Consider the following 16,254-nt stretch of genomic DNA (forward strand, 5'->3'; position numbering starts at 1 on the left):
CTACTAAATACCCAATAATATGTTTGTAATTAAAAGAGACGGAAAAAGAGAATCAGTAAAATTCGACAAGATAACCGCACGCATCGAGAAGCTGTGTTATGGTTTTAATTTGGTTGATCCGATAGATGTAGCCAAAAAAGTGATCGAAGGTTTGTATGACGGGGTAACTACCTCCGAGCTGGATAACCTGGCTGCCGAAACTGCCGCCTCGTTAACGACCAAACACCCCGACTATGCTTTGTTGGCATCGCGTATAGCGGTATCAAACCTGCATAAAAATACGGTAAAGTCGTTCTCAGAAACCATGCGTAAGCTGCATGAGTATATCGACGAAAAAACCGGTAAAAATGCTTCATTAATTGCTGACGATGTTTGGGAAGTAATAAAAGATAACGCTGAATTATTAGACAGCACCATTATATACGACCGTGACTTCGGTTTTGATTACTTCGGTTTTAAAACCCTTGAAAAATCATACCTGTTAAAAATTGAAGGTAAAATAGTTGAACGCCCGCAGCATTTATTTATGCGCGTATCAGTTGGTATCCACAAAGCGGATGTCGACAGCGTTATAAAAACTTATAACCTGATGAGCGAGCGTTGGTTCACCCACGCCACGCCTACCCTGTTCAATGCAGGTACGCCAAAACCACAAATGTCGTCGTGCTTTTTGTTAACCATGCAGGATGACAGCATCGATGGCATCTATGATACGCTTAAACAAACTGCCAAAATCTCACAAAGCGCTGGTGGTATCGGTTTAAGCATCCACAATGTGCGTGCAACAGGTTCTTACATCAGCGGCACTAACGGTACCAGCAACGGTATCATCCCAATGCTGAAGGTGTTTAATGACACGGCCCGTTATGTTGATCAGGGTGGTGGTAAACGTAAAGGCGCTTTCGCTATTTATTTAGAGCCATGGCATGCTGATGTGTTCGACTTTTTAGACCTGCGTAAAAACCACGGTAAGGAAGAAATGCGTGCCCGCGACTTGTTCTATGCTCTTTGGGTATCTGACTTGTTCATGCGCCGTGTTGAGGCCAATGAAGAATGGAGCCTGTTCTGCCCGCACGAAGCACCGGGATTAGCTGATTGCTGGGGTAAAGAGTTTGAGGACCTTTACGAGCGTTACGAAAAAGAAGGCCGCGCCCGCAGAACTGTAAAAGCACAGGAACTTTGGTTTGCCATATTAGATGCACAGGTAGAAACCGGCACACCATACTTATTATATAAGGATGCTGCCAACGGCAAATCAAACCAGCAAAACTTAGGTACTATAAAAAGCTCAAACCTTTGTACCGAGATAATGGAGTATACTTCTAAAGATGAGGTTGCTGTTTGTAACCTGGCTTCATTAGCATTGCCACGTTATATCCAGAACGGTGTTTTCGATCACAATAAATTATACGAAGTAACCTACCAGGTAGCATTAAACCTGAATACGGTTATCGACAATAACTACTACCCGGTTGAAGAAGCACGTTACTCAAACCTGCGCCACCGCCCTATCGGCTTAGGCGTACAAGGCTTGGCTGACACTTTCATCCTGTTGCGTTTACCGTTTGAAAGCGAAGAAGCTAAACAACTGAACAAAGAGATCTTTGAAACCATCTATTTCGCGGCTATGACAGCTTCAAAAGATTTGGCTATAAAAGACGGACCATATGAGACTTTCAAAGGTTCTCCATTGTCAAAAGGTCAGTTCCAGTTTGATCTGTGGAACGTAACACCTGAAAGCGGCCGTTGGGATTGGGAAAACCTGCGTTTAGATGTAATGAACCATGGTGTACGTAACTCATTATTAGTTGCACCTATGCCAACTGCATCAACTTCACAAATATTGGGTAACAACGAATGTTTTGAGCCATTTACTTCAAATATCTACACCCGTCGTGTATTAAGCGGTGAGTTCATCGTTGTAAACAAATATTTGCTGCGCGATCTGGTAAACCTTGGCTTATGGAACACTGCCATGAAAGACAGGATCATCACCGCAAACGGATCAATACAGGAAATTGAAGAGATCCCAACTGAACTTAAAGAACTATACAAAACCGTTTGGGAAATAAAAATGCGCAGCATTATTGATATGGCTGCCGACAGGGGTGCTTATGTTTGCCAGTCGCAATCATTAAACCTGTTCATCAATGCGCCAAACGCGTCGAAACTAACTTCAATGCATTTCTACGCATGGAAGAAAGGTTTAAAAACCGGCATGTACTACCTGCGTACTCAAGCTGCATCACAAGCGGTTAAGTTTACTGTAGAGAACCAGGGCGGCAAAAACATGGACGCTGTAATACCAGAAACAGTAGCAGAGCTAACCAATGATGTACCTGAAGGCCCATCATGCTCAATGGAAGAAGGCTGCGTAACCTGCTCAGCATAAATTATTTAGTCGGAAAGACCGGAAGTCGGAAAAGTCAGAAAGTAAAGACTTTTCCAACTTCCGGTCTTTTTATTTTTTATCTTTCGGACTTTCTGTCTTACCAACTTTCGGACTTAATAAAATGCATCCCAAACACGAAACCGTACACTGCGAACGTTGCAAAGCACCCTTTGAATGTAAAGCCAATTCATTCACCAAATGCCAGTGCAGTACGGTTCAGCTTACGCTGAATGAAACCCAGTATGTGAGTGAAAATTATGATGGTTGCTTGTGCGCCGATTGCCTGCTGGTTTTGCAGCAAGAATATAAAGTTATGATGGGAATAAATTCTTAATCTATCTCAAAAATGGTTGCACTACACTCCATTTAGGATCTTGTTTAATCTCATATCTGAAACCACGTGTAACCCCTTCTTTATTAACTTCCTTTTGTAAGTATTGATTTACTTTTTCAGGATTATCAAGATAGGCGTATATATCCAGGAATGTATCATTGTAAAGATGACCTATATAATGCACCGTGGCTAATTTGCTGATCTCCTTTATTAATTGATCTTCAAACTTATTAGCAATATCCGACTCTGATTGAAGCGGTAGCCCGTCTTTTCTAACGTTTTTCAAATCCAACGCCATATTTATCGTCAAACACCATGGATATTTTGCAGCCATTGGGTAATTTTTGTAAGCCATATTAATTGATCCAACTACCGGTTTACCATTGCTCAATTTAGCTTGAACTACAGAAAATTTTTCAGGAGGATAAACAGCTTGTTTGTTTTGACTTTTATCGCCAAAAATCAATGATAAAAATCCAGCCATTATAACGATTGATAATTTCATTAAATATGATAAGTCTTAGGCTCTAAAAATATAGAAATTAATGGGGTCTCTGTATAGTTCTTTCCATTTTAATTAGTTCAAACTATATTTGAGCATAATCAATCCACCACTTTTACCGGCTGTTTATGCTCATCTATCGCCACAAAGGTAAATGAGCCGGTAATTGCTTTCTGCCTGCCAAAAGCATACATCTCTTCTACATAGATTTCTACTAACACCTTTAAACTGGTATTACCAATGTGCAATATCTTCCCAACCAGTTCTATTATAGTTCCTGACGGGATGGGCATATTAAAATCTATCTTGTCTGATGACACTGTAACCATCGTTTTACGGCTAAAACGGGTAGCCGTTATAAATGCTACTTCATCCATTAAAGCCATGGCAGTACCGCCAAAAAGGGTATCATAGTGATTAGTAGTATTCGGGAAAACAGCTTTAAAAATGCGTGTTTCGGCCAATTGTATTCTTTGTTCTAAATCCATTGTTGTAAAGATAAAAGCCGCACAGTAATATTATTAAAAAAGTAAACTGCCTTAACCCTCTTTCCCGTTTACGGGAGAGAGGGTCGACCAGCGAAATCTAAACTATATGTCATTGCGAGGAGGAACGACGAAGCAACCTCGTCGCGTTCAATAGGCAAGCGACGAGGTTGCCGCGCTATCGCTCGCAATGACATATGTAGTTACTGCTCGGCTTAGTATTAATTAACCACCTGCTTACTAAATACTTCTCTTGCGGCTTTCGCTGCCTTTACCATATTTTCAAGCGCGGTTTGTGTTTCTGGCCATTTACGGGTTTTTAGTCCACAGTCAGGATTTACCCAAAGGTTTTCAACAGGTAATATCGCGGCAGCTTTTTCAAGCAAACTCACCATTTCCTCAACCGTTGGCACACGCGGCGAGTGAATATCATACACACCCGGGCCAATCTCCGCAGGGTATTTAAAATCAGAGAATGCTTCCAGCAGTTCCATTTGCGAGCGCGATGTTTCAATGGTGATCACATCCGCGTCCATTTGGGCAATGTGCTCAATAATATCATTAAACTCGCTGTAACACATGTGCGTGTGGATCTGCGTTTCGTCCTTCACCCCGCTTGCCGAAATACGGAATGCCTTTACAGCCCAATCCAGGTAGGCAGCCCAATCCGCTTTACGTAATGGCAATCCTTCGCGAATGGCAGGTTCATCAATCTGTATCACTTTAATACCCGCTTGCTCCAAAGCCACCACTTCGTCGCGTATAGCTAACGCTATCTGGTTAGTAGTTTCTGCTCTTGGCTGATCATCCCTAACAAACGACCATTGCAGAATAGTAACCGGACCGGTCAACATCCCCTTCATTAATTTTTCGGTATTTGCCTGGGCAAAGCTGCTCCAGCGCACGGTCATATCATTCGGGCGGCTTACATCGCCATAAATAACGGGCGGTTTAACACACCTGCTGCCATAACTTTGCACCCAGCCATTTTTGGTGAATAAAAAGCCATCCAGCAGTTCGCCGAAGTACTCCACCATATCATTACGCTCAAACTCACCATGTACCAAAACATCCAAACCGATCTCTTCTTGCCAGCGAATGGCGGCGATAGTGGCTTTCTCTATTTCAGCATCATATTGCTCTGTGGTAAGCTCACCTTTTTTCAATCTCGACCTTAACTGGCGGATATCATCCGTTTGCGGAAAAGAACCTATTGTAGTTGTCGGGAATAATGGCAGCTTAAAGTTATCCTGCTGTATTTTTTGCCTTGCGATGAATTGACTGGCACGATTAGCATCAGCCTCTGTAATAGCCTCTACCCTTTTTTTGATCTCCTGTTTATGAATGAGCTTAGAAAGGTTTCTGCTCGATATCGCTTTCAGGTTATTATGTAAAAGCTCATTATCGTCCCTTAAAATTTTATCCAGTTCATTTACCTCGTTCAGTTTCTGTTTGGCAAAGGCCATCCAGTTTTTTATTTCCGGGTTGATGGTTGTTTCCAGATCAAGGTCAAACGGTGTATGCAGCAATGAGCAGCTCGGCGCTATCATCACCCTGTCCTTACCCACAACGGCTATCGCCTTTTTAATGTGGCCCAACGAACGGATATAATCATTCTTCCAGATGTTGCGTCCATCAACCACACCAAGTGACAGGATCAATTTCTCAGGCGATTGAACAAGTACATCATTCAATTGCTCAGGAGCTCTTACAAGGTCGATATGCAGGGCATTTACGGGTAGATTAACGGTTAAAGAGATGTCATTAAGATTTTCAAAATAGGTAGTAAGTAGGGTCTTAATTTCAGGGCATTGTTTGTTGATCTCTTTGTAGGCATAGGTAAACGCGTCTTTTTCTTTTTGGGTCAGATCCATCACCAAAAATGGTTCATCCAGCTGCACCCAAACCGCGCCTTGTGCTTTTAATTTGGTTAATATCTCCACATAAACAGGCACTAGCTTTTTAATCAGGTCGATCTTATCAAAACCTGCTTCTTTTTCCTTACCTAATAAAAGATAGGATACCGGGCCAATTAATACCGGTTTAGGCGTACTGCCTGTAATTTGTTTCGCCAGGTTAAATTCCTCAAATACTTTGTCAGAGAATAACCTAAACTGCTGATCGGCTGTAAATTCAGGTACGATGTAATGGTAATTGGTATCAAACCATTTGGTCATTTCCATGGCGGTAATGTCCAGTCCATCTTTTTGATAGCCTCTTGCCATGGCAAAATACAGGTCGATCTCGGAGTTCTGGCTGTTTTTAGCCAATACATCCGTGTATCGCTGTGGGATAACACCCAGCATCAGCGATGTATCCAGCACCTGGTCATAAAAGCTAAAATCATTACAAGGGATCAGGTCGATGCCTGCCTCCTGCTGCAACTTCCAGTTTTCTTCACGGATTTTGCGGGCGGCGGCAAACAGCTCTTGCCTGCCTGTTTTACCTTGCCAGTATTGTTCACTGGCCTTTTTGAGTTCACGATGGGCCCCTACACGAGGGTACCCAAGATTGTTTTTGAGCATACGCATAAAACTTTTTTGGTTAAACATTAATTTGAATTAATGCTCCTTACGGTTTTCGGTATGCTTTCGGGAAATGGTAATTAAAGACAAAGTAATACATCGGCAAAAATGCCATAAGTATCCTTTATGCTCTGACTACTGCTTCAAAACGCGAAAGCATTGTCTTAAACAGGGGGCAAGTATCCTGGCTTGTAACGTTGTTGCCGTCCTTCTCATCCTGCTTGGGAGCATCAGACAATGGACATGGTAAAGGCAACAACCTTTTATGTTACTTACAGTTGCGCGACAGCCCGTGATTTACACACGGTTCCTTTTTCATCCCGGATCTAATAGACCCGGAAACCTCACTGTTGAAAATAAAGTAAAGAACTTGGCATCAAATATAGGCTTTAAACTTATAGGGTGTATATTTTTAAACGCTGCAGTGCAAAATCCAACTAACCGAAGTACTAAAATAGCGCCTGATTAATTTATATTTGTGTAGTAGAAAATGCTGCTCCAATTATCATTTAACCTATCTACCATTCTTAACAAATGAAAAACTGTATATTACTGCTCGCTTGTTTTACCATGACTATTGCAAAAGCTCAAATACCAACCCCTATTCATTTATGGCCGCAAAACAGGCTCATTGATACCGCAAACGGGCATAAACTAATTGAACATGATGCAACCAAAGCTACCGACAATAAACCTGGTGGCAAAGGTGTGATCCGCCTGGCCGATATCAGCGACCCGACAATTACAATTTATGTGCCTAAAAACCCGAATGGTACAGCGGTGATTGTATGCCCAGGCGGTGGCTATGCCATATTAGCTCTGGATTTGGAAGGAACAGAGATCTGCACCTGGCTAAACTCTATAGGTGTTACTGCTGTCCTATTAAAATACAGGGTTCCGGCTCCCGGAGGCAAGTTAAGGTATGAATTGCCTTTACAGGATGCGCAACGGGCACTGGGATTGGTAAGGTACAACGCCGCTAAATGGAATATCAAGCCGGATCATATCGGCATATTAGGCTTTTCGGCCGGAGGGCATCTTACCGCTGCTTTAAGTAATAACAATACACAAAGAACATATCTAAAGGTTGATGCTGCCGATGCTGTAAACTGCCGGCCTGATTTTGCGGTACTAATATATCCTGCTTATTTAAAAAGTAACGCCGACCCAGCAAAACTTGCCCCCGAGGTACAGGTAACAGACAATACCCCACCAACGTTTATTGTACAAACCGAGGACGACCCCATTGATGTACAAAATGCCTTAACCTATTATTCTGAACTTAAAAATTTCAAAGTGCCCTCTGAAATACACCTGTACCCCAAAGGCGGGCACGGCTACGGCATGAGAATAACAGAGGGTGATTTAGCAGGATATCCCAAACTATTACAAAATTGGTTGTTCAACACTACTTTTTAAAAAGAGCATCCATCCCTCAACGGCTTTTACAACTATTTACGCTATGAATCAAATAATTATATAAACTTAACACTATATTTATTGTTAAGTTTATATATGCCTGCCTGGTTAAAAACATCACTAAAAATTATTGGGGCTTTACTGCTGCTGATCATCCTGATATTAGTGGGCTTATCCATATATGTTTCCAGTCATAAAGAAAAGGTGCTTACTCAGCTTACCCAGAAGCTTAATGAAAACCTGAATGGTAAAATAAACGTTGGCAGTATTGAGACCTCATTTTTTACCAGTTTCCCCGATTTTGCACTCACCTTAAAAAATGTATCATTAAAAGATAAACAATGGGCGCAGCACCACCATACATTGCTTGATGCCAAAAGCTTTGATGTTGTTGTTAATACTGCCGCCTTATTAAAAGGCACCATTAGTGTTGAACATATTGATATTAACGGTGCCAGCGTTGATCTTTATACCGATAGTACAGGATACAGCAATACTTCCATCTTCAAAAAGAGCAGTACCAAAAAAGATAATAAAAGCAAAGGCAGTTCATCTGCCGAGCTGGGCAAGTTCAGCCTCAAAAATGTAAACTTTATTATCGACGATCAGAAGGCTAAAAAACTTTTCAGCTTTGCCGTAAGTGAGTTGAGGGCCAAAATGGATTTTCCCGATAGTGGATGGACCGCTAATCTGCATCTGAATGTGCTGGCTAAAAGCATGGCTTTTAGCACCAGTCATGGTAGTTTTATAAAAGACAAGGTGCTTGGTGGCGATCTGGCGGCAGGCTACAATCAAAAAACCGGGAATATTAATGTAACATCCAGCAATTTCACCATAGGCGGTGATGATTTTGGCATAATTGCACGCTTTGCTGTAGGTAAAAAACCGGCAAGCTTTCTTTTTCACATCACCGCGCCCCAGTTGTTATGGTCGCATGCCTCGCAATTGGTTACGCCAAATATTTCGCTCAAGCTTAATATGTTTAATATGGATTCCCCTATCGGTGTCGACGCTAAAATAGCGGGCAGCTTTAGTGGTGGCGGCGACCCGTACCTGTATATAACTGCCGACGTAAACCATAACAGGCTCACCATCCCAGGTAGTGTTATTGATGATTGCAGCTTTAAAGGCGTGTTCAATAACACCTATGCCAAAGGCAAGGAAAACGGCGACGAAAATTCTATTATCCGCCTGGCCCACTTAACAGGCACTTATAACCATATACCATTTGCCATAGATACCGGTAGCATTATTAACCTTATTAAGCCTATAGCAGCAGGTAATTTCAGGGCTAATTTCCCCGCTGCTGATCTTAATTATTTATTGGCTGGCGTAACAAAATTCAATAGCGGTACGGCAGAAATGGCACTGCGCTTTAATGCCGATATTGTTAATTACAGGATAAACAAACCCATATTTGCAGGTCATATCAATTTAAAAAATTCCGATATCGTATACGTGCCCCGTAACCTTACCTTTAGAAACACCTCTTTGTCGCTCGATTTTACCAATAACAACCTTATATTAAATAATATCCGCCTCCAAAGCGGCAAAAGCATTGTATTGATGCAAGGCCGCATAGATAATTTCCTAAACCTGTATTACAATGCCCCTGAGAAAATACTGGTAAACTGGCAGATTAATAGTCCGCAACTTTATCTAGGTGAGTTTTTAGGATTTTTGAACAGCAAGCATTCGGCGGCGATAGTTTCTGTAAAAGCTAAACAAACAAACCCAGCCAACAGTGGCAATGTTGTTAAACAGTTAAGTGTAGCCTTAAACAAAGCAAAAGCTACCATGCATATAAGGGCTGCAAATGTGCATTACTTTAAATTTTTGGCTACTGATGCCACCGCCGACCTGCATTTTTCAAAAGATGGGCTTCAACTGAACAATGTGAGCCTTAAACATGCAGGTGGTTCATTAAAAATGGATGCCGCCCTGGTACAGGGTAATACGCAGAACCACTTTACGGTAAATACCACCATTTCAAAGGTTAATGTGCGCGAGTTTTTTTATGCCTTTGATAGTTTCGGGTTAAAAGATCTTACCGACCAAAATCTGAAAGGCTTTTTATCGGCAAAGGCAAACATCAGCGGGCTGGTAAATAATGCAGGTGCGCTTGTGCCCGGATCAGTTGATGGCACAATGGATATTAACTTACAAAATGGCGTGTTAATAAATTATCAGCCGCTGATAAGCATCGGTAAATTTGCCTTTCCATTCCGTAACCTGCATAATATATCTATACCCTTACTCGATGCGCACTTTGAGATCCACAACCGCATGGTAACCATCCATCCCTTCCAGATCACCTCAAGCCTAATCAATGCTGATGTCGCCGGAGTTTACGGATTAACAAACGGAACGGATATCACTATTGATATTCCTTTAAGAGACCCGGGCAAGGATTCAACCATTACCGATGCTGCTGAACGTGCCAAAAAACGGAATAAAGGTATAGTAGTACACCTGCGTGCTAAGGATGATGGGACAGGAAAAGTAAAAATAGGTCGTAATAGGGATAAAAAACTGTTGTAAAAGCATAAACCTCTCATTGCGGTTTTCTATTTGAAGTTTCAAATTAGTATAAAAAGAAAGCCCGACAAATATGCCGGACTTTCTTTTTTTATGTATAAACTATACAATTCAATTGTTACTGAATTTAATTCACTGCTTCTACATCAACTACCTCATATACATTCTGCCCATTCTGCTGTATTGGCTGATAATAAGTGTCGCCAACCTGTACATAGGTTACATCGCCCATTTTTACTTCCTTACCACCTGCAGGCATATTAGTAATTATAGTTCCTGCTGTAGGCGGCACAACTCTATAGCCAGCTGATTCCCTTTCGTAATAAGTGCCGCCGTAGTAATAATTATTAACGGTTGTGCCCCCCGAACCACTTACTGTCACCGTTTGATATCCCGGCGGTAGCGTTGTAATTACAGCCCCAACCGGCGCCTGTACTACAGTATAACCTCCGTTTGATGGTGCATAATAAACACCCTGATCATAATGATAATGATGACTTTCAACACTTACTATTATAGCGGTTGTAGCAATTGCAGCTATAAAAAAGCCCCATGGATGATATGAAGGTCCCCAATAATAAGGACGGTATGGATGGTAAAAATATGGGTGATAGCTATAATACCTGCGGCCGCCATAAATACGCGGAGGCCTTGTATACGGGCGATATACATTGCGCCTTACAGCTACTACTCTATGGCCATTATTATAACCTGGTCTATGCACACTTCCCCCGGGCCTATGTCCGGTTGATGGCCGGTGCGGACCTGTTGAATGGCCAGGCGATGGTCTGCTTGGAGTAGGCCTGCTTGGTGACGGCCGCTGCGGGCCTGGTGAATGACCCGGTGACGGGCGACTTGGTGTTGGCCTGCTTGGCGACGGCCGCTGCGGACTTGGTGAATGACCCGGCGATGGACGACTTGGTGATGGACGTTGCGGACTAGGTTTTGAATGCCCTCCTCCGCTATTACCCCCTTTTCTTTGCGCGAAAACGCTTGTTACTGTACCCAATACAAATAACAGCATTAACGCCAGTATCCTTGTATGCCGGTATTTTTGATAGTTGTTTTTCATAAAATCATTCTTATTTATTTTATAGAGGAACTTTATTAATTCAGGAGACGAATACTTGGTTAGGTAATATACTTTTAAAATGAGCAAAGTACACACATTATATAAACCGTGAATACTTTAAAAAAGGGCATTATAGTAGTAAATATAAATGATTATTCTTTTAAAAAATAAAAATGACTGACTAATAATTAATTGATATAGATATGTTACGTTCAAGGATATGCTATGGGTATAACCTAAACTATCCAGTTCATCAAAAACTTATTGCATAACCAGTAACACAATCTTGCTCCCTGCACCAGCCGACATATACACCCGGATATTAGATTTTACAAAATCGGTATCCCGGGCATGATAAATGTCGATAAACTGCTGCGGGTTCCGATCCGCTATCGGGAACCAGCTGCTTTGTATTTGTACCATTATCCGGTGGCTTTTTTTAAAGGTGTGGGCAATGTCATTCAGCGTATATTTCACTTCGGTAACTTTGCCCGGCACAAATGCCTCGGGCTTACTTAAACTATTGCGGTAACGGCCCCTTATAATATCTCCGCGAACCAACATTTCATAACCATTCATAATATATTTATCCGTATCACTGTATTTAAAATTATCCGGAAAAACATCAATCAGCTTCACCACAAAATCAGCATCAGTGGTTGATAAGCTAACCATCAGGTCTGCATTCAGCGGACCGGCAAGTGTCATATCCTTGGTCAAGGTATCCGTTTCAAAAGTTAAAACATCCGTGCGCGTAGCTGCGAAGCGCTGATCATCATCCATATACTCAGCCGTCCGGTTTTTGTGTATCCCATCGGTGTAAGGCACCGGCTTAGCCGGGTCGCTGGTATATTCCTCGTAACTATTACTTACCTGTGGTTGAGTAAATAATAACTTGCCCCCTTTGTGCAGATATAAATCTGTCGGCTTAATACCTTTAGGCGGCCATTGCTTCAGTTTATGCCATTTATTCTCCCCGGTAAAAAACACGGTAGCTTCGGCAAGTGAGTCGGCAGAACCTATTCCTTTTAAGTAGTAATTGAAAAATGGCAGCTCTATATTTTCTTCATACCACTCGCTGGTATTGCTACCAAACTGGATATTGCCAAGGTTATAACCATCCATACTACTCCCCCATTGCCCATGCCGCCAGGGGCCAAATACAAATTTATTATTGTTTTTAGCCTTGGTTTCAATAGCCTTGTACAGGTTTAAGGCGCCAAAACAATCCTCAGCATCAAACAAACCACCAACAACCAGGCTTGCTGTACCCTCTGGTATCCGGCCGGCATAATTACGGTCATTACGGGCAATCCACCAACTATCGTAATTGGGATGTGCTACCAAATCATTCCAGAAAGCAATCCCCCTATCATTAGCGATTCTTGTAAAGTTTGGAAATGCCCCTGTTGTTAAATAATATCCATAAGCGTCATCTGTTCCATCGGTTAATGGCGGTGCATCAACAGTTGTAGGTTTAGGGCGGGGGTATCCGAAACCCGAACGTACAAAAAAACCAAACATATCCATCAACATAAAAGCACCATTATGATGAATATCATCGCCCATAAACCAATCGGTAACCGGTGCCTGCGGACTAATCGCTTTTAGCGCTTTATGCCCGCTCAGGCCCGCCATAGTTGTATAAAAGCCACCATATGATGTTCCCAAGGCACCTACTTTGCCATTGTTGCCGGGTATATTTTTTATCAACCAGTCGATGGTATCATACGTATCGCTGGCTTCGTCCACATCTTTGTTTGTTTTTTTGTTGGGGATAAACGGGCGTATGTTCACAAATTCGCCATCGCTCATATACCGGCCCCTTACGTCCTGCAATACTACAATATACCCCTCTTTAAAATAGTCCTTAACATAAACTTTCCAAAAAGAGATCCATTCCTTGCCGTATGGCGCACAGGAGTACGGTGTACGTAATATTAAAATTGGATGTGTTTTTTCAATACTGTCCTTCGGCATGTAAACCGATGTGAAAAGCCTTGCTTTATCACGCATTGGCACATATAATTCCTTTTTTAAATAATGATCTACTATCCAAGCCGAATCAATGTTTTGGGCAAATGATAGTAAAGGGAAGAACAAGAAGATGAGATAAATGTATTTGCGCATAATAGGTATTACACTAATATAATTACAAAAAACAAGATCCACTATATCCAATTATAATTTTGATTCATCCCCCCTTATTAAATCCCAATCTCCCTTCGTAAATCCCCATGCTGTCATAAAAATGCCATAAATCAAAACCAACATTTAAAACATATGTTTTAATCAAACGATTGATTAATTTTGTCCCATTATTTACTACTCATAAGATTAATAAAATGGCCGAAACAGGATTAAAAAAATGGATCATCACCATTACTGTAATTACAGCGTCGCTCCTTGAACTCATTGACACCACTATCGTAAACGTTTCCCTCCCCCAGATACAAGGAAACTTGGGTGCAACTTTAACTGATGCTGCCTGGGTAGTCACCGGCTATAGCGTAGCCAACGTAATTATTTTACCCATGACCGGCTGGTTGGGTAGCTTTTTCGGGCGCAAGCAATATTTTTTGACCTCAATTATTGTATTTACCATCGCATCATTTTTATGCGGTAATGCACATAGCCTCACCGAATTAATAGGCTTTCGTATATTACAGGGTATTGCCGGTGGCGGTTTAATATCTACCGCACAAGCTATATTATTAGATACCTGGCCACCTGAGCAGGTTGGTACAGCTACAGCATTATTTGGCCTCGGTGCTATCGTGGGCCCTACTATCGGCCCAACTATTGGTGGTTATATTACCGACCACGCCGCATGGCGCTGGATCTTTTATGTGAACATACCGGTTGGATGTTTAGCAGCTACCTGTACCTACCTGTTTGTAAAGGTAACGCCAAGCACAGGCAAGGGCAACCCTATCGATTGGTGGGGAATTGCTTTACTCGCCGTTTCAGTAGGTAGCCTGCAAACTATACTGGAGAAAGGCGAAGATGACGATTGGTTCTCGGCCACCTATATCATCGTATTAACAGTTACCGCGGTAATAGGCCTCCTGTTATTTATATGGAGAGAGCTAAGTACCGAATTTCCCATTGTAAATTTCAAGATCATGCGGCATCGTAGTTTTGCAGCAGGGATGGTAACTTCCTTTGTATTGGGCGTGGGCTTGTATGGATCTACATTTGTGTTCCCGGTATTCTGTCAAAGTTTATTAGGGTTTTCGGCCCAGCAAACAGGTGAAGTATTGTTCCCTGGTGGTATGTTTACCGTAGCATTGATGCCAATAGTGGGTATCATGCTTAATAAGGGTGTGCCTGCCCAGTTAATGGCTGCTGTTGGCATGATCCTCTTTTATATATTTTCGTTAATGCTGAGCCACTCTACCCTGGCTACTGGAACTACTGATTTCTTTTGGCCTTTGGCGATAAGGGGCCTGGGATTAGCATTGCTTTTTGTTCCCTTAACTACATTGGCTATCGGTGGTTTAAAAGGACAGGAGATCGGTCAGGGTGCAGGTTTAAATAATATGATGCGCCAGTTAGGCGGTTCATTTGGTATTGCAGGCCTAACCACCATGATCCATGTTCGCCAGGCAATGCACCGTAATAACCTTTTAGATAGCATCAACCCTTATAACTCTTATTTTACCGACAGGTACAACAGCTATGTCCAGGCATTTGTTGCCAAAGGGCAAACTGTTTCAGATGCTGCGCGATCTGCTTATGCAGCAATAGATGGCACTGTTAACAGGCAAAGTTTATTGCTTACCTATAATGATGCTTACTGGATAGTTGGTATAGTGATGCTTTGCGCCATCCCGGTAGTATTCTTAGCACCTTTTAAGAAAGGACAAAAAGCAGTTGCAGATTCCCATTAATACCGAAATTATATAGTTGAAATGTGCTGTGAATAATTAAATTTGAGAACAAATTAATTATGGTAACAGCAGAAATATCAACCGAAGAAAAAATTATAGAGGCAGCCAGGATGATCTTTACAAAAAAAGGATTCCTGGCTACTACAGTCCGAGACATTGCTGCCGAGGCTGATATTAATGTAGCATCGGTTAATTATTACTTCCGCAGTAAGGAAAAATTGTTTGCCGTAATTATGGATGAGGTGATAAAGAAACTCTTTGATAAAATAGAGCCCGTATTAAACGATGAAAGTACTTCCCTATCAACCAAAATAGAGATCTGCGTTGGTTATTATATAGACCAGGTATTAGAAAACCCCGACTTCCCTTTCTTTATGGTGAACGAGGTAATGGCCGGCACAACCAAACTACCCATGATCGCCAATCTGCGATTGTTAATCAATTCCTATTTTGCCAAACAGCTCCGGGCGCTGCAAACCAATGGCAGTATCAAGTTCCAGCCTGTTCACTTAATATGGAATATTTCGGGTATGATCATGTTCCCATTCCTGGCCCGCCCCCAAATATTAGAGGCCGGATATTTTAATGCTGATGAATTTTATAACTTAATGCAGGAACGTAAAAAACTCATTCCCATTTGGCTAAAAGGGATGATGAATATTTTATAATCAGGCCAGAGCGTTAAGCAATCCGTCTTATCGGTATATCATATATTCTGGGCAAACGGATGTTTAAGAAATATTAATAACAACGGAATAAGCAAAAAGGGTATTTCAATAAGGGCTGGTTTAAATTCACCTGCTTTAAGAAACAAAACCATCAGCAATAAAATTACAGCAGCATTTATTATATTCCCTACTACAAATGTTTGCGGTACCAGTATTAGCAACGCGCTTAATATGCTTAATACCGAAATAACTTTTGATACACCCTGGCTCAAATTTATTTTGGCAAACAGGTCTGCTTCGGGCCCGGTGTCACCCGGTTTCATGGTTAAGCCTTGCCAACCGTGTTTAATACCCATAAATGCTGTAAAGAGAATGAGCGCACCGCTAATTAATTTAATGATCATGATACCTTGATTTTAATATACA

12 protein-coding genes and 1 riboswitch are annotated in these 16,254 nt (G+C 41.7%); of the genes, 6 read left to right on the forward strand and 6 right to left on the reverse strand.

Annotated elements, in window-relative coordinates; genetic code table 11:
* The first annotated feature begins 19 nt into the window (after window positions 1–19).
* Complete coding sequence (locus BLU33_RS16800) at window positions 20–2,392, forward strand: ribonucleoside-diphosphate reductase subunit alpha (RefSeq protein ID WP_091375563.1); 2,373 nt, start codon at window positions 20–22, stop codon at window positions 2,390–2,392.
* Window positions 2,393–2,513: 121 nt separating this feature from the next.
* The gene (locus BLU33_RS16805) at window positions 2,514–2,726 is read left to right on the forward strand and encodes a cysteine-rich CWC family protein (RefSeq protein ID WP_091375566.1); all 213 of its coding nucleotides are present in this window, start codon (window positions 2,514–2,516) and stop codon (window positions 2,724–2,726) included.
* Between the two features lies 1 nt (window position 2,727).
* Here BLU33_RS16805 and BLU33_RS16810 read toward each other — a convergent pair whose 3' ends face one another.
* From BLU33_RS16810 to metE, 3 genes are all read right to left on the reverse strand, one after another.
* Window positions 2,728–3,231 (reverse strand): DUF695 domain-containing protein, encoded by a 504-nt coding sequence (locus BLU33_RS16810; RefSeq protein WP_091375569.1) that lies wholly within the window; start codon window positions 3,229–3,231, stop codon window positions 2,728–2,730.
* A 98-nt stretch (window positions 3,232–3,329) separates the two neighbouring features.
* Window positions 3,330–3,716, reverse strand: coding sequence for an acyl-CoA thioesterase (locus BLU33_RS16815; protein ID WP_091375572.1), 387 nt, complete (start codon window positions 3,714–3,716; stop codon window positions 3,330–3,332).
* A 218-nt stretch (window positions 3,717–3,934) separates the two neighbouring features.
* Entirely contained in the window at window positions 3,935–6,238 is a 2,304-nt protein-coding gene (gene metE / locus BLU33_RS16820) for a 5-methyltetrahydropteroyltriglutamate--homocysteine S-methyltransferase (protein WP_091380739.1), read from the reverse strand.
* Window positions 6,239–6,395: 157 nt separating this feature from the next.
* Window positions 6,396–6,601, reverse strand: a riboswitch (cobalamin riboswitch).
* A gap of 171 nt (window positions 6,602–6,772) precedes the next feature.
* On the opposite strand from metE, the gene BLU33_RS16825 reads away from it, so the two are divergent.
* Together BLU33_RS16825 and BLU33_RS16830 are read left to right on the forward strand one after the other, a co-directional pair.
* Window positions 6,773–7,657, forward strand: a complete 885-nt coding sequence (locus tag BLU33_RS16825; protein ID WP_091375575.1) for an alpha/beta hydrolase — start codon at window positions 6,773–6,775, stop codon at window positions 7,655–7,657.
* A gap of 81 nt (window positions 7,658–7,738) precedes the next feature.
* Window positions 7,739–10,198: an AsmA family protein gene (locus tag BLU33_RS16830; RefSeq protein ID WP_232009317.1), complete on the forward strand. Its 2,460-nt coding sequence runs from the start codon at window positions 7,739–7,741 to the stop codon at window positions 10,196–10,198.
* Between the two features lie 124 nt (window positions 10,199–10,322).
* Here the strand turns inward: BLU33_RS16830 and BLU33_RS16835 are convergent, their stop codons facing one another.
* Window positions 10,323–11,267, reverse strand: a complete 945-nt coding sequence (locus BLU33_RS16835) for a DUF6515 family protein (RefSeq protein ID WP_091375582.1) — start codon at window positions 11,265–11,267, stop codon at window positions 10,323–10,325.
* Between the two features lie 261 nt (window positions 11,268–11,528).
* Window positions 11,529–13,397 carry a CocE/NonD family hydrolase gene (locus BLU33_RS16840; protein WP_091375585.1) on the reverse strand — a complete coding sequence of 623 codons (1,869 nt, stop codon included), beginning with the start codon at window positions 13,395–13,397 and terminating at the stop codon, window positions 11,529–11,531.
* 215 nt (window positions 13,398–13,612) lie between these two features.
* Between BLU33_RS16840 and BLU33_RS16845 the strand changes: the two genes are divergently transcribed.
* Complete coding sequence (locus tag BLU33_RS16845; RefSeq protein WP_091375588.1) at window positions 13,613–15,160, forward strand: DHA2 family efflux MFS transporter permease subunit; 1,548 nt, start codon at window positions 13,613–13,615, stop codon at window positions 15,158–15,160.
* A 59-nt stretch (window positions 15,161–15,219) separates the two neighbouring features.
* Entirely contained in the window at window positions 15,220–15,828 is a 609-nt protein-coding gene (locus BLU33_RS16850) for a TetR/AcrR family transcriptional regulator (protein ID WP_091375591.1), read from the forward strand.
* A gap of 38 nt (window positions 15,829–15,866) precedes the next feature.
* Here the strand turns inward: BLU33_RS16850 and BLU33_RS16855 are convergent, their stop codons facing one another.
* On the reverse strand, window positions 15,867–16,232 hold the full coding sequence (locus tag BLU33_RS16855) for a hypothetical protein (RefSeq protein ID WP_091375594.1): 366 nt from the start codon (window positions 16,230–16,232) through the stop codon (window positions 15,867–15,869).
* Window positions 16,233–16,254 lie beyond the last annotated feature (22 nt).

The organism is Mucilaginibacter mallensis (genome assembly GCF_900105165.1).
GTDB lineage: Bacteria > Bacteroidota > Bacteroidia > Sphingobacteriales > Sphingobacteriaceae > Mucilaginibacter > Mucilaginibacter mallensis.

What these genes read in the sequence shown, in the direction of transcription:
- BLU33_RS16800 (WP_091375563.1), top strand. Translation starts at nt 20, where the DNA reads ATGTTTGTAATTAAAAGAGACGGAAAAAGAGAATCAGTAAAATTCGAC.
- BLU33_RS16805 (WP_091375566.1), top strand. Translation starts at nt 2,514, where the DNA reads ATGCATCCCAAACACGAAACCGTACACTGCGAACGTTGCAAAGCACCC.
- BLU33_RS16810 (WP_091375569.1), bottom strand. Translation starts at nt 3,231, where the DNA reads ATGAAATTATCAATCGTTATAATGGCTGGATTTTTATCATTGATTTTT.
- BLU33_RS16815 (WP_091375572.1), bottom strand. Translation starts at nt 3,716, where the DNA reads ATGGATTTAGAACAAAGAATACAATTGGCCGAAACACGCATTTTTAAA.
- metE (WP_091380739.1), bottom strand. Translation starts at nt 6,238, where the DNA reads ATGCTCAAAAACAATCTTGGGTACCCTCGTGTAGGGGCCCATCGTGAA.
- BLU33_RS16825 (WP_091375575.1), top strand. Translation starts at nt 6,773, where the DNA reads ATGAAAAACTGTATATTACTGCTCGCTTGTTTTACCATGACTATTGCA.
- BLU33_RS16835 (WP_091375582.1), bottom strand. Translation starts at nt 11,267, where the DNA reads ATGAAAAACAACTATCAAAAATACCGGCATACAAGGATACTGGCGTTA.
- BLU33_RS16840 (WP_091375585.1), bottom strand. Translation starts at nt 13,397, where the DNA reads ATGCGCAAATACATTTATCTCATCTTCTTGTTCTTCCCTTTACTATCA.
- BLU33_RS16845 (WP_091375588.1), top strand. Translation starts at nt 13,613, where the DNA reads ATGGCCGAAACAGGATTAAAAAAATGGATCATCACCATTACTGTAATT.
- BLU33_RS16850 (WP_091375591.1), top strand. Translation starts at nt 15,220, where the DNA reads ATGGTAACAGCAGAAATATCAACCGAAGAAAAAATTATAGAGGCAGCC.
- BLU33_RS16855 (WP_091375594.1), bottom strand. Translation starts at nt 16,232, where the DNA reads ATGATCATTAAATTAATTAGCGGTGCGCTCATTCTCTTTACAGCATTT.